This is a genomic window from Pseudomonas sp. JS3066, from assembly GCF_036328175.1.
Taxonomy (GTDB): Bacteria; Pseudomonadota; Gammaproteobacteria; order Pseudomonadales; family Pseudomonadaceae; genus Metapseudomonas.
This window is the reverse complement of sequence record NZ_CP143312.1, coordinates 2148066-2169711: the sequence shown is the minus strand read 5'-3', so window position 1 is coordinate 2169711 and position 21646 is coordinate 2148066. Positions and strand designations below refer to the sequence as shown.

At 64.0% G+C, this 21646-nt stretch carries 20 protein-coding genes; 13 read left to right on the top strand and 7 right to left on the bottom strand.

Going from position 1 to position 21646, the window contains the following annotated elements; all coding sequences use genetic code 11:
* Positions 1-22 precede the first annotated feature (22 nt).
* From SA496_RS10075 to phnD, 5 genes are all read right to left on the bottom strand, one after another.
* On the bottom strand, positions 23-1324 hold the full coding sequence (locus tag SA496_RS10075; protein ID WP_330115362.1) for an MFS transporter: 1302 nt from the start codon (positions 1322-1324) through the stop codon (positions 23-25).
* A 108-nt stretch (positions 1325-1432) separates the two neighbouring features.
* Positions 1433-2524, bottom strand: a complete 1092-nt coding sequence (gene psrA, locus SA496_RS10070) for an iron-containing alcohol dehydrogenase PsrA (protein WP_153921345.1) — start codon at positions 2522-2524, stop codon at positions 1433-1435.
* Positions 2525-2691: 167 nt separating this feature from the next.
* Complete coding sequence (phnE, locus tag SA496_RS10065; RefSeq protein WP_330115361.1) at positions 2692-3510, bottom strand: phosphonate ABC transporter, permease protein PhnE; 819 nt, start codon at positions 3508-3510, stop codon at positions 2692-2694.
* A gap of 2 nt (positions 3511-3512) precedes the next feature.
* Positions 3513-4310 (bottom strand): phosphonate ABC transporter ATP-binding protein, encoded by a 798-nt coding sequence (gene phnC / locus SA496_RS10060; protein WP_330115360.1) that lies wholly within the window; start codon positions 4308-4310, stop codon positions 3513-3515.
* Entirely contained in the window at positions 4307-5176 is an 870-nt protein-coding gene (gene phnD, locus SA496_RS10055; RefSeq protein WP_330115359.1) for a phosphonate ABC transporter substrate-binding protein, read from the bottom strand. The genes phnC and phnD overlap by 4 nt, the downstream gene beginning before the upstream one ends.
* Before the next feature lie 111 nt (positions 5177-5287).
* Between phnD and SA496_RS10050 the strand changes: the two genes are divergently transcribed.
* The 3 genes from SA496_RS10050 (at position 5288) to SA496_RS10040 (ending at position 7753) form a co-directional block, all read left to right on the top strand.
* Entirely contained in the window at positions 5288-6157 is an 870-nt protein-coding gene (locus tag SA496_RS10050; RefSeq protein WP_330115358.1) for a LysR substrate-binding domain-containing protein, read from the top strand.
* Between the two features lie 105 nt (positions 6158-6262).
* Positions 6263-6922, top strand: coding sequence for a glutathione S-transferase family protein (locus SA496_RS10045; protein WP_330115357.1), 660 nt, complete (start codon positions 6263-6265; stop codon positions 6920-6922).
* A gap of 126 nt (positions 6923-7048) precedes the next feature.
* Positions 7049-7753, top strand: coding sequence for a glutathione S-transferase N-terminal domain-containing protein (locus tag SA496_RS10040; RefSeq protein WP_120651356.1), 705 nt, complete (start codon positions 7049-7051; stop codon positions 7751-7753).
* 169 nt (positions 7754-7922) lie between these two features.
* Here SA496_RS10040 and SA496_RS10035 read toward each other — a convergent pair whose 3' ends face one another.
* Positions 7923-8501, bottom strand: a complete 579-nt coding sequence (locus tag SA496_RS10035; protein ID WP_120651357.1) for an eCIS core domain-containing protein — start codon at positions 8499-8501, stop codon at positions 7923-7925.
* Positions 8502-8836: 335 nt separating this feature from the next.
* On the opposite strand from SA496_RS10035, the gene SA496_RS10030 reads away from it, so the two are divergent.
* The 7 genes from SA496_RS10030 to SA496_RS10000 all read left to right on the top strand — a co-directional run bounded on the left by SA496_RS10030 (position 8837) and on the right by SA496_RS10000 (position 17657).
* Positions 8837-10267 carry a mechanosensitive ion channel family protein gene (locus SA496_RS10030; RefSeq protein ID WP_120651358.1) on the top strand — a complete coding sequence of 477 codons (1431 nt, stop codon included), beginning with the start codon at positions 8837-8839 and terminating at the stop codon, positions 10265-10267.
* 94 nt (positions 10268-10361) lie between these two features.
* The gene (locus SA496_RS10025; RefSeq protein ID WP_120651359.1) at positions 10362-10994 is read left to right on the top strand and encodes a hypothetical protein; all 633 of its coding nucleotides are present in this window, start codon (positions 10362-10364) and stop codon (positions 10992-10994) included.
* Between the two features lie 22 nt (positions 10995-11016).
* Entirely contained in the window at positions 11017-11628 is a 612-nt protein-coding gene (locus tag SA496_RS10020) for a helix-turn-helix transcriptional regulator (RefSeq protein WP_120651360.1), read from the top strand.
* Positions 11629-11830: 202 nt separating this feature from the next.
* Positions 11831-13408, top strand: coding sequence for a malate:quinone oxidoreductase (locus SA496_RS10015; protein ID WP_120651361.1), 1578 nt, complete (start codon positions 11831-11833; stop codon positions 13406-13408).
* A gap of 241 nt (positions 13409-13649) precedes the next feature.
* On the top strand, positions 13650-15293 hold the full coding sequence (locus tag SA496_RS10010) for a phosphoethanolamine transferase (protein ID WP_153921361.1): 1644 nt from the start codon (positions 13650-13652) through the stop codon (positions 15291-15293).
* A 9-nt stretch (positions 15294-15302) separates the two neighbouring features.
* Positions 15303-16577, top strand: a complete 1275-nt coding sequence (locus SA496_RS10005; RefSeq protein WP_330115356.1) for a sensor histidine kinase — start codon at positions 15303-15305, stop codon at positions 16575-16577.
* A 135-nt stretch (positions 16578-16712) separates the two neighbouring features.
* Positions 16713-17657, top strand: coding sequence for a hypothetical protein (locus SA496_RS10000; protein WP_153921363.1), 945 nt, complete (start codon positions 16713-16715; stop codon positions 17655-17657).
* A 151-nt stretch (positions 17658-17808) separates the two neighbouring features.
* Here SA496_RS10000 and SA496_RS09995 read toward each other — a convergent pair whose 3' ends face one another.
* Positions 17809-18540: a phosphatase PAP2 family protein gene (locus tag SA496_RS09995; RefSeq protein ID WP_153921365.1), complete on the bottom strand. Its 732-nt coding sequence runs from the start codon at positions 18538-18540 to the stop codon at positions 17809-17811.
* Between the two features lie 117 nt (positions 18541-18657).
* Here SA496_RS09995 and SA496_RS09990 point away from each other — a divergent pair, with 117 nt between their 5' ends.
* From SA496_RS09990 to SA496_RS09980, 3 genes are all read left to right on the top strand, one after another.
* Positions 18658-19341, top strand: a complete 684-nt coding sequence (locus SA496_RS09990) for a response regulator transcription factor (protein WP_120651366.1) — start codon at positions 18658-18660, stop codon at positions 19339-19341.
* 101 nt (positions 19342-19442) lie between these two features.
* Entirely contained in the window at positions 19443-20621 is a 1179-nt protein-coding gene (locus SA496_RS09985) for an MFS transporter (RefSeq protein ID WP_120651367.1), read from the top strand.
* Positions 20622-20727: 106 nt separating this feature from the next.
* Complete coding sequence (locus SA496_RS09980; RefSeq protein WP_218584182.1) at positions 20728-21237, top strand: sterol desaturase family protein; 510 nt, start codon at positions 20728-20730, stop codon at positions 21235-21237.
* Positions 21238-21646: the final 409 nt, after the last annotated feature.

Genomic DNA, 21646 nt, shown 5'->3' with positions numbered 1-21646 from the left:
GGCCAATGGGTGGAAGTGAAGGTCAGCGCCGCACGAACAGTGCGACCAGGGCACTGCTGAGGCAGGCGGCGGTGACCACGACGAAGATAAGCGAAGTATTCCCGCTGATGTCCAACAGACGCCCGATGAGCGGCTCGGCCAGGCCCGCGAACAGGTAGGACGAGAAGTTCATCACGCCGGTCGCGGTACCCGCCCGCTTGGCCCCCACCAGGTCCGGGCACAGCGCCCAAAAGCTCGATGCCGGGCCGTAGACGAAGAAGCCGCAGAGGAACAGCGCCACCAGGCCGATGGTGCTATGGGCCGGCAGGCTCCACATCCACAGGCTGGTGGCGGCGCCCAGCAACATGTACAGCATGATCGCCTGGTAGCGCTTGGAGCCGAACAGCTTGTCCGAGACCCAGCCATTGCTCAGCGCGCCCACCGCCATGCCCACCGGCAGCGCCACGGTGATCCACTTCGGATCTATCCAGCCGTCGCCGCCGCTCTTCCAGTCGGCACCGAGAAAATGCACCGGCACCCAGACGATCAGGCCGTAGCGGGCGGCGTTCTGGAAGCCCAGGGAAACGGCGGCGATGATCAGCTTGGCGTTCTTCAGCACCGCCTTGTAGCGCTGCGCAGAAGTTTCCACCTCGCCCTGCGCGACTTCCTGGTCCTTGTCGTCGGCGTTGGCCACACCGGTGTCGGCCAGCGGCTCGAAACCCAGGTCCTGCGGACGCTCACGGGCGATCAGGAAGAACAGGATGCCGCCGGCCAGCATCAGCAGCACCGGTAGACGGAAGATCCAGCGCCACTCCAGGTGCAGCACTTCGATCACGACGATGGACGTGACATAGGACAGGATCGAGGCGCAACCAGCGGCGAATACGTAGAAGCCATAGACCTTGCCGCGCTCCGACACGCCCCACCAGTTCGACAGCAAGCGGCTGCCCGGCGCCCAGCCAAGGGCCTGGAAATAGCCGTTGATGCCCCAGGGCAGGATCAGGCTCATGAAACCGCTGGCGAAGCTGGTGATCCAGTTGGCGCCACAGGACAGCACCGCCCCCAGGCTCATGATGCGGCGACCACCGAACTTGTCGGCGAGGTTGCCGTTGATCGCCTGGCCGATGGCGTAGGTCCAGAGCATGGCGGTGGACACCCAGCCAAGGGTTTCCTTGCTCAGGCCGAACTCGGCCTGCATGCCGGGAATGGCGAAGCCGAAGGTCTGCCGCCCGGTGTAGAAGAACAGGTAGCAGAACATCGCTGCCAGCAGCATGCGCCACTGGGCAACACGGAACGAAGGTGAATGGGACATCGTCAAGCCAGACAGGGTATCTGCACGATTCATGGTGTTTTCCTTTTGTACGGTCCTCCGGTCAAGCCGGGGGCGGCACTCTTGTTCGGTGCAACAGGAAAGGTGCGGCCGAAGCCGCGCTCAGATCGGGAAGGCAGGCCCCTAGGCGGCTCGCGAACCGATGAAGTTCTTGCCTCGTGCGCCCTGCATGGCGAATTCGATGATCTCCTCGGCTTCCCTGGCTGTCACGCCGTAGTCGCCGAACTCGGTCTTCACCTCGAGGCTGTGGAGGAACTCCCGCAGGCGCGCCTGGGCCTTGCGCAGGTCAGGGCCGAACACCCGTTGCAGGGTGCGGTCACGGGCTTCGTCGCGGCCCCAGGCCAGGCCCAGCACCAGCGGCAGGGTGAAGGAGCAGGCAATGCCATGGGGCAACCCGTAGCGCAGGGTCATCTCGTAGGAAATGGAATGGGCCAGCGCGGTCTTGGTGTTGGAGAACGCCATGCCGGCCTTGAGCGCCGCCAGCGCCATGCGCGAACGCAGCTCCCTGTTGCCGAGGTCGCGACGCAACTGCGGCAGGCAGTCAAGGATGTCCTCGATGGCGGACACGGCAAAGGTGTCCGAAAGCGGATTGGCGTTCACGTTCCAGATCGATTCCAGGGCGTGGGACAGCGCGTCCAGGCCGGTGGAGACGGTGACACCGGCAGGGACCGTCAGCATCAGCTCCGGGTCGACGATGGCGACCTTCGGCCAGGTGCAGTCCAGGTGCAGTGAATACTTCTTCTGGTTGCCCGCATCCCAGATGGTCGCCCAGGGCGTCACTTCACTCCCGGTGCCGGCAGTCGTGGGCGCGGCGATCAGCGACTTGGCGCGGGCCGGCACGAAGTCCTGGCCGGTGGACAGTAGCCCCAGCAACTCGTCGAAGCTGCCGGATTCAGTGCCAACGATCAGCGCCTTGGCGGTGTCGATGGCGCTGCCGCCACCAACGGCGATGACCGTCTGGCAGTCAGCCGCCTCACGCCAGAAGCGCTCGTAGGTGTGGCGGAGCTGGGCAACGTCGGGGTTGGGCTGGACATCCTCCACCACGTGCACCAGGCGCTCGCCCAGCAGCAGCTGGAGGCGACCCAGCAGACCCAGGGCACGGGCTTCGGGAAAGATCACCAGGGCGACCTTCTGGTTCTCGGTGAGGGACGCGAGATCACGGAGGCTGCCGCAGCCGAAGCGTGTATCGACCGGATTATGGAAACGGGCAGTCATGGTGGCTCCTTTCTTGTTGTTGTCGGAAGGTGGGTGCATGGTCAGCCCTGCCCGACAACGGCTCAAATCGATTAATTGCAGGCGTGCATCGGCCAGGCCGATACAGACGCACAGGCCTTCTCCGGCCGCGCCGGCGTCATGCCGGGCGGCTGGTGGTCAATGTCGGATCAGTGAGAGGCGCCGCGCTGGATGGCGTTGCGCAGGCGGCTGGAAGCCGTGTCGGCGATGATCACCATCAAGGTGATCACGATGATGCAGGTAGCGGTTTCCTGGTACTTGAACAGCTTGAGGCTGCTGACCAGCTCGAAGCCAAGACCGCCGGCGCCGACCATGCCGAGCACGGTGGCCGAGCGCAGGTTGACCTCGAAGCGGTAGAGCACCACGGCGATCCACGCCGTGATCACCTGCGGCAGCACACCGAAGACGATCACCTGCAGCGGCCGCGCGCCGGTGGCCTGGAGCGCCTCGATGGGGCCCTGGTCGATCTCTTCGATGCTCTCGGCGAAGAACTTGCCGAGCATGCCCAGCCCGTGCAGCGCCAGCGCCAGCACGCCGGGAAAAGGTCCCAGGCCCACTGCCGAGACGAACACCAGGGCTAGGATCAGCTCGTTGATGCTGCGCGTCAGGTTGAGGAACTGCCGGGTGGCGCCGTAGAGCAAGCGGTTGCGCGTGAGATTGCGCGCGGCCAGGAAGGACAGCGGGATGGCGAGCAGCACACCGAGCAGCGTGCCCCAGATGGCGATCTGCACGGTTTCCAGGGCCGGCGCCAGCAGCCTGGGGAGGATGCTGAAATCCGGCGGCATGGTGCGACCGAGGAAGTCACCGATCTGCGGCAGGCCGGCAGCCAGCTTGCCGAGGCTGAGCTGCGCGCCCGTGGCGCTCCAGTGCAGAACAAGGACCACCGCCAGCACCACCGCGCCGGTACCGAGCCAGCCACGGCTGCCCTGCGGCAGGTCCAGGGTCCAGGTGTAGTTGCTTCGTTGCATGGTCAACCCTCCAGCCCGGCGGCATAGCGCAGTTGCGCCCGCCCGGAGCCGTGCAGTTCCTCGGGTTCCGGCGCATGGCCGGGATAGATGCGTTGCAGGTCGGCTTCGGTCAGGCTCGCGCCGTCGCCATCGAACACCAGGCGGCCATGGGCCAGGCCAACGATGCGGTCGCCGAACTCGCGGGCGTAGTCCACCTGGTGCAGGTTGCAGACCACCGTGATACCCAGCTCGCGGCTGGCATCGCGCAGGTATTGCAGCACCAGGCGCGCGGTCTTCGGATCGAGGCTGGCCACCGGCTCGTCGGCTAGGATCACCCTGGGCCGCTGGGCCAGCGCACGGGCGATGCCCACCCGCTGTTTCTGCCCGCCGGACAGCGCGTCCGTGCACTCCTGGGCCTTGTGCGCCAGCTCGACCCGCTGCAGGCAGTCCATCGCCAGGGCCAGGTCCTCGCGACGGAACAGTTGCAGCACGGACGCCAGGGTAGACACCGATCCAAGACGGCCGGTCAGCACGTTCTTCAGTACCGACAGCCGCGGCACCACGTTGTGGTGCTGGAAGATCATCGCCACCTGGCGGCGCAGGGCGCGGGTGTCGCGACAACCGATTGCATCGATCCCCGCCACCTCCAGGCTGCCGGAGTCCGCCTGGACCAGGCGGTTGATGCAGCGCAGCAAGGTCGATTTGCCGGCACCCGACTGGCCCAGCACCACGACGAACTCGCCGGCCTCGATATCGAGGTCGATGCCACGCAGCACGGCATTGCTGCCGTACTGCTTGGTCAGTTGGCGAACCCTGATCATTTCATGCTCCGCAGGTCGAGATCGAGGACCTTGGCGGTTTCGCGGACCACGTCGTAGGCCGCGTCGTTGGTGGGCTGGAAGCCGTCAAGCTGACCCTGGTCGCCCCACGGCAGATCCTTGATCGAGGCCAGCGCAGCAGCCACTTTCTGCTTCAGCGCCGGGTCCATGTCCTTGCGCCAGACCATGGGGGACTCGGGGATCGGACGGGACGTCCAGACCACCTGGAAGTCGTCCTGCTTGACCAGCCCCTTGGCCACCGCCCCGGCGAGGATGCGGTCGGCCACGGCGGCGGCGTCCACCTTCTGGTTCTCCACCGCGAGGATGCTGGCGTCGTGGGAGCCGGAGAAGATCACCCGCGAGAACAGCTTGTCGGGTTCGAAGCCGGCCTGTTCCAGGCCCGCCTTGGGGAACAGATGGCCCGACGCCGAACTGGGGTCGACGAAGGCGAAGGTGTGACCCTTGAGGTCGGCGAGGTTGCGGATGCCGCTGTCCTTGCGCGCCAGGATCAGGCTCTTGTAGGCGCTCTGCCCGGTCTTCTTGGTCACCGCCACGGAGAACGCCTCGACATCCGCCACGGTGGTGGCGAGCACGTAGGAGAACGGGCCGAGGTAGGCCACATCCAGCTTGCCAGCGCGCAGGGCCTCGATGATGCCGTTGTAGTCGGTGGCGACGAAGGGTTCCACCGGCATGCCGAGCTGGCTTTCCAGGCGGTCGAGCACCTGTTTGCTGGACTCGATCATGGCCTGGGAATCTTCCGAGGGGATCAGGCCGATAGTCAGTTTTTCGGCGGCCTGGACAGAGGTGGCGGCGACCAGCGGGAGCAGGACGATACCGGCGACCCGGAGGAACTTGGCGAGGTTTTTCATGGCATTCCCAGCGGTTGTGGTTGGAATGGGCACAGGCTAGGAAGGTCACGTGACAGTCATACGATCAATTCAATATGGGTTTCGACAGGAAACTATTGAAGGAACCTATGGATGTCGTCCGCCAAGTTGCGCGCTTTCCTCGCTGTGGCCAGGCATGGAAGTTTCAGCGCCGGGGCCCGCGCGCTGGGGCTCAGCCAGCCCACCCTGACCACCCAGGTGCAGAGCCTGGAGCGTCAACACAATGTCGAGCTGTTCCACCGCCGGGGACGGCGCATCGAGCTCTCCGATGTCGGCCAGCAGCTGTTGCCCATCGCCCAGCGCCTGGCCGCCCTGGAGCTGGAAGCCCACAACCTGCTGCGGGACTCCGGGCGCCTGGACAGTGGCCAGCTCAAGCTGGGCGCGGTGGGCCCTTTCCACGTGATCGAAATGGTCGACCACTACCGCCAGCGCCATCCGCGTATCGAGGTGTCGATCCGCGTCGGCAACTCGGCCGAGGTGCTGGCCGACCTGGAGCAGTACGTCACCGACATAGCCGTGCTCGCCGGCCTGCATGAGGACCCGGGCCTGTGCACCGTGCGCTACGCCCGCCACGCCATCATCCTGTTCGCCCGGCACGACCATCCCCTCGCCCGCCGCGACAGCATTGCGCTGGGGGAACTCGAGGGTCAGCCACTGCTGCAACGGGAGGCTGGCTCCACCACCCGCGCAGCCCTGGAGCTGGCGCTGGCGCAGGCCGGCGTGACGCCACGCATCGCCATGGAAATCGGTAGCCGCGAGGCCCTGCGCGAGGCGGTGGTGCGCGGGATCGGCCTGGGTGCGGTGTCCGAGGCGGAATTCATTCCGGACCCGCGGATCAAGCCGATCCGCATCGAGGGTGATCCGGTGCACACCGAAACCTACCTCTACTGCCTGGCGGAACGGCGCAACAGCCTGCTGATTTCGTCGTTCTTCGAGGCGGCACTCCAGGGAGAGATCCGCTAGCTTGTTGCTGAGCCTGCGCAGGAACCGACCAACAGCCCGATGTGTCGATCTCTCCCTGCGCCAAACGACCAGTCAGCGAAGCCATCCTCTTTCCAGGAGTCACCCATGTCCCTGCAACTGTTCGCGCATCCCTTCTCGTCGTACTGCCAGAAGGTCCTGATCGCGCTCTACGAGAACGACACAGCGTTCCAGATGCGCCTGCTGTCGCCGGACGATCCGGCCACCGCCGAGCAGTTCCAGCGCCTCTGGCCGTTGCAGCGGTTTCCGCTGCTGCTGGACGGCGAGCGGCCGGTGATGGAATCGAGCATCATCATCGAATACCTCCAGCAGCATCATGCCGGGCCGGTGAAGCTGATCCCCGAGCAGCCGGAAATGGCGTTGGAGGTGCGGATGCTGGATCGCTTCTTCGACCTGTACGTGATGACACCCATGCAGAAGCCGGTGCTCGATAGCCTGCGCTCGGAGGGCCAGCGCGATGCCTGTGGGGTGGCGGACGCCAAGGCTCTGCTGGAGCGCAGCTACGCCTGGCTCGAGGGGAAGCTCGCAGGGCGAACCTGGGCTGCCGGCGACGCCTTCAGCCTGGCGGACTGCGCGGCTGCGCCCTCGCTGTTCTACGCCGACTGGGTACACCCGATCGATGCGACCTTCAGCAACCTGCGCAACTATAGGCAACGCTTGCTTGCGCATCCTTCGATCGCCCGTGCAGTAGATGAGGCGCGCCCGTATCGGCCACTGTTCCCGCTGGGAGCGCCGGATCGCGACTGAAGCTCAAGGTTGGACGCCGTGAAGTTCGCGAGCGGAGCCCGCTCCTGCCTGCTTTCGGCCTTTCGCTACCCGGCAGCAGGCGAGTAAGGTTTCCCATCCGTTTATTTCGAACAGGGAGTCCAACTCATGAGTGATCTTTCGGCTTTCCCCATCAACCGCAAATGGCCCGCGACCCGGCCGGACGTCCTGCAGCTCTATTCCCTGCCGACGCCCAATGGCGTCAAAGTCTCCATCATGCTGGAGGAAACGGGTCTGCCTTACGAACCGCACCTGGTCAGCTTTGAACGCAATGACCAGATGTCGCCGGAGTTCCTCTCCCTCAACCCGAACAACAAGATCCCCGCCATCATCGACCCCAATGGACCAGACGGCCGTCCACTGCCCCTGTTCGAGTCCGGCGCGATCCTCATCTACCTGGCCGACAAGACCGGCCGGTTGATCCCGCAGGACGCGGCCGGCCGTTACGAATGCATCCAGTGGCTGATGTTCCAGATGGGCGGGATTGGCCCGATGTTCGGCCAGATCGGCTTCTTCAACAAATTCGCCGGCAAGGACTACGAGGACAAACGCCCCCTTGACCGCTATGTGCAGGAGTCGGCACGCCTGCTGGCGGTGCTCGACCAGCGCCTGGAAGGTCGGGACTGGATCATGGGCGAGCAGTTCAGCATCGCCGACATCGCCACCTTCCCCTGGATTCGCAACCTGGTGGGTTTCTACGAGGCGGGTGAGCTCGTCGGGTTCGAGCGCTTCGCCAACGTGAAGCGGGTGCTGGAAGCCTTCCTGGCACGCCCGGCAGTCGTACGCGGGCTGGGGATTCCGCAGCGGGATTGAATGCTGTCTGCCGGGGGCTGCTAGAACGTCCTGGGCCAGGCTGCTTGCCGAGTTCTGCGGATGTTTCTGGTTTTGCCCTCCCCGGCGAGTCACTTCTTTCAAACGTCGGGATGCCGAACCAAAAAGAAGTAACCAAGAATGCCTGCCCCTGCATCCGGCCCCGGTCAACTCACTTCCCCCGCAATGCCTTCGCCACCCGGAACTGCATCTCGTAGGCCGGTTGCTCCACGCTGTCGGCGTCCTCGGCATAGCGGCTGGCAAAACCTTCCACGCCCCACTCCCGGTACTGCTGCGCATGCACCAGTTCGTGGGCCCAGAGCGCCACATCGTCCAGCGCTCCTTCGCGATCGCGAAAGAGGATGACGTCTACAAGGGTCACTGCCTTGATATCCGGGTCATGCAGCATCGCACTGGCCGCGCCCAATTCACTGCTGTCGCCGATGCGATAGCGCGCGCCCTCCAGCAGCGCGGCGTCGAAGTAAGGCGTCAGCTTTTCGCGGATGGCTGGGGGCATCGGCTCGACCCCGCTGGCCAGGGCATCGGCCCTGGCCTGCACCAACCATTGCTGCAAGGCGCCGGACGCCACCCGACTCACCTCGCCCGGTAGCGGCCCGAGCACTCCGCGTACGTCGGGCAGGCAGACGCAATCCGTCACGCAGACTTCGTATTGCTCCGGCGGGCAGGCCGCAGCCGTCACGTCGAGACTGCAAGTGGCGAACAATGCGAGGCTCAAGGCGATCCTGGTCATGCGTCCTCCGGGACTGTTCCATTGGGCTTTGACCACGGCGAGCGACCAAGCGCACCGTCAGCGGTCGTGAGACGGCATCCGACGATTGACCCTGAGCGCCAGCAGGAGGAAGCAGCTCACAACAGGCGTGGCAATCCGATTCGGAGGGGCTGCCGAAGGAGTGGAGCTATCCCACGAACGACCCGCTGGTCTCCGTTTCCGAGGGCCGTAACCCCTTCGCTGAAGGCGGGCCCTGAGTGCCACCGCATGCATTTTGACGACCAGTGATGGAGGGGCTCACCGGTCGACACGGCGGTCTGCTAACGTGATGCAGGCCCTCTCGCGGAACGGAATTCATGCTCGCTTTCATTCAAAGCCACCCCCTGGCCTTCGGCGCCCTGCTGATCCTGATCGACCTTTCGACCTGGCGCATCATTCCCGCCGAACAGCAGACCTGGCGGGTGGTCTGCCGGTTGCTGCTGTTCGTGCTGTTCAGCGCCGTGATCATCGATGCCGGCATGAGCCCCCTGCAGCCGCCGACGTGGTCGGATCCAACGCTCAACCTGGTGGCCACCGCGATGGAAATCGGCTGGTGGCTGTTTGGTGCCCGCACCGCCACCGTGGTACTGGGCCTTCTGATGCCGCGCATCGGCCATGCCGGCCGACTGCTCCAGGACGTGCTGGGCGCGGTGATATTCCTGGTGGCGGTGGTAGCCGCCGCGGCCTATGTGATGCAGCTGCCGGTGAAGGGCCTGCTGGCCACCTCCGGGGTCATGGCGATCGTGATCGGCCTGGCCTTGCAGAGCACGTTGAGCGATGTGTTCTCCGGCATCGTCCTCAACACCACCAAGCCCTACCAACTGGATGACTGGATTTCCATCGACGGCACCGAAGGCAAGGTGGTGGAAATCGACTGGCGCGCCACCCACCTGCTGACCAACAAAGGCAGCACCGTCGTGGTTCCAAACTCGGTGGCGGCCAAGACCAAGGTGCACAACTTCAGCCGACCCTATGAGCTGACCAGCGTGTCGATCACCGTTCAGGTGTCTACCCAGGTGCGTCCACGCCGTGTACTGGAGGCCCTGGAAAGGGCGGTCCAGAGCATCAGTGCGCTGCTGACCAACCCCAAGCCCAAGGTCGCGATCAAGGGCTCGGACTTGGAGTCCATGGAGTACGAAATCAGTGGCTTCATCCGCACCGGAGAGAACAAGACCGAGGTGCGTAACCTGATGTACGACCTGGCGCACAGGCATCTGGAAGCGGCCGGCATTACCTTCACCGGAGAAGATGCACCGCAGCCCTCCTCGCGGCCACGCTTGCTGCTGGAAGAGGTGAAGATCTTCCGCGCGCTCAGCCATGGAGAGAAGGACGAACTCAGCGAAGCCATGGCGCCGCTCGCGTTTTCTGCCGGCCAGGTGGTAATGGCGGTAGGCGAAGTGGCCGAAGGGCTGCTGATCGTCGGTACGGGCGTGGTCTCCGCCGCAGTGCCGGACAGCACCGGGAAGCTGATAGAAGCTGGCCGCATGGGGCCGGGGGAAATCATCGGCGAGGAAGGCATCGGCTGCAACGCACCGTCCCAGGCACAGTTCACCGCCCTCACTGCTTGCGTGCTTTACCGCATCGAGCGTGATGCCATGAGCAAATTCCTGGATACGCGTGTGGAAGTCCGCGCCGCCCTCATCCATCTGCGCACCTTCCGCGAACAGGCCAGCCGCAACCTGTTAATGCAGAAACCCCAGGCCGTGAAAAAGACCGGTTTCCTCAACTGGCTACAGAAGAAGCACTGAGGGTTCCGATCAGCGGATACCTCAAAATCAATAATGACATTTTTTTATGCTTTAATTTATTTTGCAGGACAATCCGTAACACGAGGGGCCCGTCATGAAACTCAGGACACTGGCTTTACTGCTGCTTGTAGCACTCGTCCAACCCACCTGGAGCCTGGCCGCGCAACAAACGGCTGCCTCCGGCGCTGACAATGCCGCACTGACAACCCGACTGGCGCTACGCGACCTGTGGGTGGAACACATCTTCTGGGTCAGGAACTACGTCGTCGCCAATCAGGACGGCCAGCGCAAGCAGGCCGACGCAGCCGCCACGCAGGTGGTGGACAACGCCAAGGCAATCGCCAACAGCATCGCCCCGCTCTACGGCCAGCCAGCCGCGGATCAGTTGCTGGAACTGCTGGCCGGCCACTGGAGTGCCGTGAAGCACTACAGCGATGCGGCCGTGGCCAAGGATGATGCGGGCAAGAAAGCCGCGGTCACCGACCTCACCCGCAATGCCAAAGGCATCGCCAAGTTCCTCTCCAGTGCCAACCCGAACCTGCCTGAAGACGCCCTGATCAACATGCTCAGCGCCCATGGCGGACACCATGTGGCGCAAATCGACGAGCTGAGCACAGGGGACTTCGCAGGTGAGGCCAGGACCTGGACAGCCATGCGCCAGCACATGCAGGTACTGGCCGATACCTTGGCCGCTGCGCTGGTCAAGCAATTCCCTGACAAGTTCTGACTCCGGTCTGTCGAGGTAATCGATGCTTCAAGGAATGGGACGTACCCAACAGGACCTGCTCGGCGCCCTGCTCTATCAACCGGGCGGCATGAGCATCGACGAACTGGCCAACCACCTGGCGGTGACCCGCACGGCGATCCGCCAGCACCTGGCCGCGCTGGAGCGCGACGGGCTGATACTGCGGGGCGAAACGCGACCTACCGGCCGCCGCCCCGAGCAGCTCTACCGGCTCAGCCCGCGTGGCCGGGAGCTATTTCCCCGCCAGTACCAGTTACTGGCCGACCTGCTGATTGGCGAAGTGGCCAGCCTCATCGGCCACGACGCCCTGATCCAACTCATGCGTGGCCTCGGACGCCGTCTGGCCGGCGAGATCGAAACGAAGGTCGTGGATGAGCCCCGGATCGCCCAGCACATGCACGAAGCCGGCTACGAGGCCGAGGTCTTCTTCCGCTCCGGTGGCGAAGCCGAGATCGTCGCCCACAACTGCGTGTTCCATCACCTTGCGGCGCTGCATCCGGAGGTCTGCGAGCTGGACCTCGCGCTGATCGGTACCCTCGGCGGCGGCACGGTTGATCACCTCGAATGCATGGTGCGCCAGGGGCAGGTCTGCCGCTTCCGGATCGATCGCGGCTGAACCAGCAACTCACCCTGTGCCTGGCGGGTATCCGCCGCAAGCAGGGCGGGATTCCCACTCATCGGGCGGATATCCGCCACCTGCCCACCCCCGTGTAAGCCTTGAATCGCGCAAAGTGAATCGATTCATGGGGTTTTCGCCTATACGGCACGGCATTTGCCTACCCACCGCCCTTTTCGAGAAATAGCAAAGGGACGGTCCCATGAAAAAACTCCTCCTAGGACTCCTGTGCCTCACGGTGCTCGGCTGTGCCAAGCAACCGGAGGCGGAGAAGTCGGTCGACGTACTGCTGATCGGCGCCGGCATCATGAGTGCCAGCCTCGGCACCTATCTCCACGAACTGGAGCCGGGCTGGAGCATCGACATCTACGAACGCCTCGACCAGGTCGCCGCGGAAAGCTCCAACCCCTGGAACAACGCCGGCACCGGCCACTCCGCCTTCTGCGAGCTGAACTACACACCGGAAACCGCAGACGGCGGCATCGACATCAGCAAGGCCGTGGCGATCAACGAATCCTTCGAGATCTCCAAACAGTTCTGGGCCTACCAGGTCGAGCGCAACGTGCTGGGAAATCCCAAGTCCTTCATCAACGGCGTGCCGCACATGAGCTTCGTCTGGGGCGACGACAACATCGAGTTCCTCAGGAAGCGCCACGCCGCCCTGCAGCACAGCTCGCTGTTCCGTGGCATGGAGTACTCCGAAGACCATGAGCAGATCAGCAAGTGGGTCCCGTTGGCGATGGAAGGACGTCCTGCCGAACAGAAAGTGGCCGCCACGCGCATGGCCATCGGCACCGACGTCAACTTCGGTGAGATCACCCGCCAGTTGATCGACTCGCTGACCAGGAGCGACAAGGTTTCGCTCAACCTCAAGCACGAAGTCCGCGACATCAAGCGCAACGACGACGGCACCTGGACTGTGGTCGTCGCCGACCTCGGAAACGACGAGGCCGTACGCAGCGTCAAGGCGAAATTCGTCTTCATCGGTGCTGGCGGTGGCGCCCTCAAGCTGCTGCAGAAATCCGGCATTCCAGAAGCCGAGGGCTATGCCGGCTTCCCGGTGGGCGGCCAGTTCCTGGTCACCCGCAATCCCGAGGTGGTGGCCCAGCATCAGGCCAAGCTCTACGGCAAGGCGTCGGTCGGCTCGCCGCCCATGTCGGTGCCGCACCTGGATACCCGTGTGATCGACGGCCAGAAAGTGCTGCTGTTCGGACCCTTCGCCACCTTTTCCACCAAGTTCCTGAAGAACGGCTCGCTGCTGGACATGTTCAGCGCCTTGACCACCGACAACATCGGCCCGATGACCAACGCCGGCCTGGACAACATTCCGCTGAGCACCTACCTGATGGGTCAACTGATGCTCAGCCAGGCCGACCGCATGCATGAACTGCGCGAGTACTTCCCCCAAGCCAGGGACGAGGACTGGGAGCTGTTGACCGCTGGCCAACGCGTGCAAGTGATCAAGAAGGACGCCGAAAAAGGCGGAATCCTGCAGTTCGGTACCGAAGTCGTCAGCTCCGCCGACGGCAGCATCGCCGCGCTGCTGGGCGCCTCGCCGGGTGCGTCCACTGCTGCGCCGATCATGCTCACCGTGCTGGAGAAGACCTTCAAGGACAAGGTCCAGACCCCGGAATGGCAAGCCCGCCTGAAGGAGATCATTCCTTCCTACGGGCGCAAGCTGAACAACGACCTGGAGCTGACCAACCAGGTCCGCGCCTGGAGCAGTGAGCGCCTGCAACTGGAGCACATTCCGGTGCTGCCGGAAGTTGCCGCGCAGTAAGGCCACGGTCCCAACTCGATCTGTGGGGGCGATTTCAATCGCCAAGCGGACCAAAGGTTCGCCTCAAGCCTGAATGAGGGCAGCTGCGCTGCCCATAGCGAATGAATTCGCCCCCACAACACCCCCGACATCGCCTTCACAACCTCGACATTTTCCCCAGATTTTTTTCACGAAGTTTTGATTCCGCCGTTCCTAATCTGCGCGCCGTATCCACGAGGGATACGTCCCAAGCGAGCGGCCCATGTTCAAACGCATTTCCATCCGCCCCGAAGCCCTGGCCTTCCTGGCCAGCCTCCTGCTGCTTTCGGTCTACAACTTCCCGCTCTGGCGGCATGTCTTCGCCATAGTCCCGGCCGATGCCGACGGACTCGGCATGCGCATGGCCTTCGGCGTCATGGTGCTGGCCATCTTCAACTTCGTACTCGCCCTGCTTTCCTTCCGCCGGGTCTTAAAACCGGTGCTGATCTTCCTGTTCCTGGCCAGCTCCGGGGTCGCCTATTTCATGAGCCAGTACGGCGTGCTGATCGACGCCAACATGCTGCGCAACGTCGCGGAAACCGACGTCAACGAAGTTCGCGACCTGCTTTCCTTCAAGCTGCTGCTGTTCGTCCTCATCCTCGGTGTGTTGCCGAGCTGGCTGCTGTGGAAATTGCCGGTCCGCCACCAGCCCCTGCGCCGTGAACTGCTGGGCAAGCTAGCCCTGGCAGTCGGCTCGCTGACTGTGTTGGGAGTGGTCGCACTGGCCAACTACCAAGGCCTGGCGTCGCTGTTCCGTAACCACCACGAATTGCGTCTGCTGGTGGTGCCCAGCAACTACCTGAACGCCTCCTTTGGCTATGTGCGCGAACAACTGGTGGTGGCCAAGGAGCCATTGCGCCAGATCGGCACCGATGCGAAAAAGGCGCCGGCCTGGCAGACCCACCAGCGCAAGTCGCTGACAGTCCTGGTCGTGGGTGAAAGCGCGCGGGCGGAAAACTTCGGCATCCTCGGCTATGCACGCGACACCTCTCCGCTACTCCGGGGCCAGCAAGGCGTCACCGCCTTCAGCAACGTGCGTTCCTGCGGCACCGAGACTGCCGTCTCCGTGCCCTGCATGTTCTCCAACATGGGACGCGGCGACTACGACGCCGCCCGCGCCCGCAGCCAGGAAGGCCTGCTTGATGTGCTCAAGCATGCGGGCCTCGCAGTGACCTGGCGCGACAACCAGTCCGGCTGCAAGGGCACCTGCGACCGCGTTACCCAGGAAAACCTCAGCCACCTGAAGGACCCCGTCCTGTGCAGTGGCGGCGAGTGTCACGATGAAATCCTGCTCAAGGACCTGCAAGCCTACATCGACCAGCTCAAGGACGACTCGGTGCTGGTCCTGCATCAGATGGGTAGCCACGGCCCGGACTACGCCAAGCGTTATCCCAAGCGTTTCGAGAAGTTCACCCCGGTGTGCAACAGCAATGCCTTGAACGACTGCAGCCAGGAAAGCATCGTCAACGCCTACGACAACACCCTGGTCTATACCGACTACGTGCTGTCGAACCTGATCGATCTCCTGCGCAAGAACCAGGACAAGGTCGACACGGCCATGATCTACCTCGCCGACCACGGCGAATCGCTCGGCGAGTACAACCTTTTCCTGCATGGCACGCCCTATGTGCTGGCCCCCGACCAGCAGAAGCACGTGGCCATGCTCACCTGGTTCTCCGACAGCTACCGCAGGGAGTTCGCCCTGGACACCGGCTGCCTGTCCAGGGAGCGCGACAAGCCGCTGAGCCAGGACAACCTCTTCCACTCGATGCTGGGTCTGTTGCAGGTCCAGACCGGTGAATACCGGGAAGGCCTGGATCTGTTCGCCTCCTGCCGTACCAGCGGCCTCACCGTTGCAAGGAAATAGGTCGACGCCATGGGCGGGAAGCAGCCACTTGAGCGACGGATCATCTTCGCCTTCGTGTTGATGACGCTGATCGTTGGCGGCACCTTTTCCCTGGGAATCGTCGCCATCGTGCACTTCATCGAAGAGCACCTGGTGTCAGAGGAGATGGGCCGGGAACTGGACTATGCGATAGACGAAGAGCTCAAGCTGGACACGGTTGCGCGTATCGATGCCAATACCCGCTTCTTCAGTTCCCACAGCGGACGTGATGCCTTGCCACCGCGTTTCACCGGTCTGCCGGAAGGCTTCTCCGAGGTGCTCGATGGCGACGCCGCCTACTACGTATTCAAGCGCAGCCACGGCAGCCATGAGGACGTGCTGGTGGAAGAACAGCACGAGTTCGAGGCCCGGGAGCAGGTCCTTTTCGACGTAGTCCTGGCCGGTTTCTTGCTCAGCGTGTTCGGCGCCTGGGGACTTGGACGCCTGCTCGCACGCCGGGTGATGGCACCCGTTCGACGCCTGGCGCAACAGGTTCGCCATCGTGACCAGCTGCTGCCCATGGCACCCAGGCTGTCGCCCGACTACCCGGACGACGAGGTCGGTCGGCTCGCCGCCGCCTTCGACGAGACCCTCGGCCAGCTCCGCCATTCACTGGAGCGCGAGCGGCTGTTCACCAGCGATGTCAGCCATGAACTGCGCACCCCGCTGATGGTCATCGCCACCTCCTGCGAGCTGCTGCTGGACGCCGCCGGACTTACCGCCAGCGAGCGCGCCCAGGTCGCCCGCATCGCTCGCGCCAGCGCTGACATGCACGATCTGGTGCAGACCTTCCTGCGCCTGGCGCGAGCCGGCCAGGAGGAAAGCGGCATCGCCGAGAAAGTTGCCCTGTCCGGACTCGCGGCCGAGCAGTACCGCCAGTGGATGCCCCAGTTCCAGGCCAAGGGCCTGGCGTTCGCCCTGATCGACGAAGGCTCCAGCGCGGACCGCTATGAAGCCCCGCAACTGCGCACGGTCATGTCCAACCTGCTGCGCAATGCCTTTCACTACACTGAACAGGGTGCGGTGCGGCTGATCCTCGCGGCAGACGGTTTCCGGGTCGAAGACAGTGGCCAGGGCATTCCGGAGGAAGAGCAGGAACGCATCTTCCAGAGTTTCGTACGCGGCCAGCAGGCCCGCGGCGAAGGTCTGGGCCTGGGGCTCTCGCTGGTCAGGCGCATTTGCCAGCAGCAGGGTTGGGAAGTCCGGGTGGAATCCAGTCCGGACTCGGGCAGTTGCTTCTCCGTACACCTTGGTTGCAGCCGTTGACGTTTTTTTCACGGGCTTTTGACCTCGCCAATACAGCCCGCCATCCAGACTTATCAGCTGTCCACATGGATTCGGTGCACTGGGCTTCGCCAAGTGGTGGGTCTGCGTTCCGCGTCCTGAGCGAAGGAACTCCCCATGTCCGCCAATACCACCTCTCTGCCGCGTCGCCGCTCTCCCTTCCGCAAGCGCTCACGCGCCGGCGGCCAATGGCTGATCCTGCTTCTCGACCAGCGCACCATGCGCTGGTTGCTAGGAGCCTTCGCCCTGCTCCTGTTGTTGGGTGCAGGGATACCTGCCTGGCACCACCTGTACCCCGCCGTTGCCGCGCAGGGATGGAGCTATCAGGTGCACCTCGACGGTATCGAGCAAGTCAGCGCGCTAATACCCGATGACCGGGGAGGCCTTTTCCTCAGCCAGGAACTGCAAGACGGCAAGGGCCGTATCCTGCGTGTCGGATCGGGCGGCAGGAACAGCGAAGTTGAGACCGGCCTGTCCAAGCCCGACGGCATGGCCCGCTATCGCGGGGGCATCGCCTTCAGCCAGGAACAGGGCGAACACCCGGTGCTCTGGATGAACGACCTGGGCACCCGGCAACTGTTCAGCGCCGACAGCGTAGAAGGCCTGTCCACAGACGGCCACTACCTCTACGCAATCGAAGATCTCCACGGTAACGGCCGCTTGCTGCGTTACGACCCGGAAACCGATAGCGTCACCACGCTGCGCAGCGGCCTGGACGAAGCCGAAGCGGTCGCCTTCTGTCCCGATGGCCGCCTGTTCTACAGCGAGAAAACCAGTGGCCAGGTCCGCCTGCTGCAGGATGACGGGCAGGACCCGGTGGCGATCGATGGCCTGCGCGAACCCGGTTTCCTGCTCTGTAACCACGATGGATTGTGGGTCACCGAAGACGCCACGCACATGGCCCGCGTCCTGTTGCTCGATGCCAAGGGAGACCTGAACGTCGTGCTGTCCCACCTGCGTTCGCCGCAAACCATAGTCGAGGTCGCTTCAGGCCGTTACCTGGTCGCCGAGCAAGGACGCAAACGGGTGCTGGAACTGCAACGAAACCCTGAGCATCGCTGATGGCCACTGCCTCCTCGCAACCGCCCGACAGCGAAAAGGAACCACCTCGAAATCCCGAAACATCAACACACAGCTTTCACCATTGTGTCGTTAGGTTAGTCCCATACCCGCGAGCGGTGCCGGTTTGACCGGCACCGGCAACTCTACCGTTTCAGGAAGAACTGACGTCCAGCGCTTCCTCCGCCCGGGCGGCCATTTCCAACGGCTCCGGGCGATAGAGCACGAGGCGGTAGCAGACCAGGCTGATCATCCAGTCGAACAGCAGCGTCCAGACGTTATGCGAGAGAAAGTGCGCGCCCTGCATCATCCGTCCGAGCGAGAACAGGCTACCGAGGACCAGCGCCCCCACCAGCGCGGCCCGCGCCAAGCGTGGACGGCGGTCGCGCAAGACGAAGAACAGGGCGAGCAGGCAAAAACCTGCCGAGGCATGGCCACCCGGCCAGCAGCGGCCAGGCTTGTCGACGTAGGGATGGTGACCGATCAATGGCGAATAGGGTTCGACACCGCCGAATTCCGCCAGGCTCCAGGGGCACTGCACGGCGGTAACCGCCTTGAGCGGCGTGACGATGGCCGTGGACAGGCCGAGGGCCAGCACCAGATAGCCCAGCTGACGACGCCACTGGCGCAGGCGGGTAGGAAGCAGGCTGACGAGAAAGCCGGCGATAGCGAGGACGCCGAGGAGGATCACGGCCTGCTTGGCGCGGTCGTGCAGTACATCCTCGAGGAACGCGCTGTGCCGACCGATGAAACCGTTTTGCGGGTCGTAGAACAGGTGCGCCAGGGCGAAATCGACGTGGGGCACGTCGATCAACAGCAGAAGTGCCATGGTGGCCAGCGGCAGGCCGCTCCAGAGCACGAAATTGAAGGGACGCGAATGGGGCATCGGAAGGTCCTTGGTCAAGTGGGACGACCGAAGTCTGCGCCGGCATGCGTGAGCAACTGGTAAAGGGCTTGTGAAAAAAACATCAACGGCGCCACGGCGCAGGATCGAGGGCACTAAGTGCGAGTACTGATCATCGAAGACAACCGCGACATCCTCGCCAACGTGCTGGACTACCTCCAGCTCAAGGGTTACGGCGTCGATTGCGCCCAGGACGGCCTGTCGGGCCTGCACCTGGCGACTACCCAGCACTACGACCTGATCGTGCTGGACATCATGCTGCCGGGCATCGACGGTTTGCAGCTCTGCAACCGCCTGCGCCAGGAAGCCCGGCGGGACACGCCGATCATCATGCTCACTGCCCGCGACACCTTGGAAGATCGACTGGCCGGCCTCAGGTCGGGCGCCGACGACTATCTGGTCAAACCCTTCGCGCTGTCCGAACTGGTGGCCCGCATCGAGGCGGTGGTGCGGCGTAGCCACGGCGGACGCAAGAGCAGACTGCAGGTGTCCGACCTCATCTATGACCTGGACACCCTCCAGGCCACCCGTGCCGACCAGCGCCTGAAACTCAACCCCATCGGCCACAAGCTGCTCACTACCCTGATGCGCAGGAGCCCGGCCGTGGTGCGCCGCGAAGTGCTGGAGGAAGCCCTCTGGGGCGACGACTGCCCGGACAGCGATAGCCTGCGCAGCCATATCCACCAACTGCGCCAGGTGCTCGACAAACCCTACGAGCGCCCCCTGCTGCACACCATCCATGGCGTGGGATATCGATTGGCGGAACTGGACGACAAGGATTGATCGTTGCGCATTCGATGGCCGGACCTGAGGCCCGGGTGGCGAATAAATTCGCCCCTACAGGTTCTTGCCTAACCTGAAGCAAGTGCCGACAGGACAGGGACATGCCCGCTTCCGCCACCGCTCACCGCATTCCACGCACCGTCTGGGTACTGGGCTTCGTCAGCCTGTTCATGGACCTTTCCTCCGAACTGGTGCACAGCCTGTTGCCGCTGTTCCTGGTGGGCAGCCTGGGCGCGAGCATGCTCGCGGTCGGATTGATCGAGGGCCTGGCCGAAGCCACCGCGCTGATCGTCAAGGTCTTCTCCGGGGCACTCAGCGACTTCCTCGGCAAGCGCAAGGGACTGGTGCTGTTCGGCTACGGCCTGGCGGCGCTTACCAAACCGCTGTTTCCCCTTGCGGCCAGCGCCGACCAGGTGCTGTTCGCGCGCCTGCTGGACCGGATCGGCAAGGGCATTCGTGGCGCACCAAGGGATGCGCTGATGGCCGACGTCTCGCCTGTAGATATCCGTGGTGCCTGCTTCGGCCTGCGCCAGTCCATGGACACGGTCGGCGCCTTTCTCGGTCCGCTGCTGGCGATCCTGCTGATGATACTGCTGGCCGGTGATATCGCACTGGTGCTCTGGTTCGCCGTGTTGCCAGCGCTGATTTCAGTGGCCTTGATCCTGTTCGGTGTAGAAGAACCCGACATCACCCATCCGTCCCGGCGTCTGCGCTCGCCCATTCGGTTTCGCGCATGGCGAAGCTTTTCTCCGGCGTACTGGTGGGTGGTCGGCCTGGGGGCGTTGTTCAGCCTGGCGCGATTCAGCGAGGCATTCCTCGTGTTGCGTGCGAGGGATGCGGGCCTCTCCACCATCTGGGTGCCGCTCGTCATGGTGGTGATGGCAGCCTTCTACATGCTCTCGGCCTACCCCGCCGGCAAGCTGTCCGATCGAATCGGCCCCACCGGGCTGCTGGTCTTCTCCCTGGCGTTGCTGATTGTCGCCGATCTGCTGTTGGCGGGAGCTGACAACCCGACCCTGCTGCTGGCCGGCGTCGCCTTCTGGGGTCTCCACATGGGGTTCAGCCAGGGCATCCTCGCGGCGCTGGTGGCCGAGACCACTCCAGCGGAGCTAAAGGGCACCGCGTACGGCCTGTTCAACCTGGCAAGCGGCGGCGCCCTGCTGGTGGCCAGCACGCTGGCAGGCTGGCTCTGGCAAAGCCAGGGTCCCGCCAGCACCTTCCTCGCCGGTGTGGCGTTCTGCGTGGCGGCGCTGGTAGTGCTGGCGCTGCGTCGACACTAATCGAAAGTCGGGCTGCCTCCATCATTCGCCGGCGCGAACCTTGTTTCGATGGCCCGGGGCGGGTGTCGGACTCCGGGCTGCATGGGACGACAACAAGGAGAAGAAAATGCCCTGGTACCTCGAAGCGTTGATCAGCATCCCCGCCGGCCTGCTGCTCGGCAATTTCACTGAATGGTGGTTCCACCGCGTCGTGCTCCACGGCCTGGGCCGCAAGCGCGGCACCTTCTGGAGCTTCCATTTCCACGAACACCACCGCAACGCCCGCCAGAACAACTTCTACGACCCCTGCTATCGCCGCCATCCGCTGGGCTGGCACGCCCAGGGCAAGGAAGCCTGGGCCCTGGTGGTCGCCAGCCTGCTGGTGGCACCGTTGATTCTCTGGGCACCCTGGTTGTGCCTGACGCTCTGGTATTGCGCCGGCAACTACTACTTCACCCACAAGAAAGCCCACGACCACCCCGACTGGGCCCGCCAGCACCTGCCCTGGCACTACGACCACCACATGGGTCCCAACCCCCAGGCCAACTGGTGCGTAACCAAGCCCTGGTTCGACTGGGTGTTTGGCACGCGTGAGCATTTCGTGGGTAAACAGCAAGACGCCACCGCGCCGTCGTGATCCCTTCGCCCCTGCCCCCGGCTCACTGCCAGCGGGAACCAGAGGGACGGCCCCCCCTCTCCCTCAAGGGCGAGCGGTGACTCTCGGCTCACCACCGGCATTTGCCTGTGGGAGCGAATTCATTCGCGAAATACCCAGGACTCCAAGTCACGGGTACCCGCCCTCTCCCCCAGCCCCTCTCCCTCAAGGGCGAGGGGTGACGCTCCGCTCACCACCGGCATTTGCCTGTGGGAGCGAATTCATTCGCGAAATACCCAGGACTCCAAGTCACGGGTACCCGCCCTCTCCCCCAGTCCCTCTCCCTCAAGGGCGAGGGGTGACGCTCGACTCACCACCGGCATGAGCCTTTAGGGGCGAATACATTCGCCAAGCGGGCCGCAGGTCCGCCCCCGACCCACTTTGCGCATTC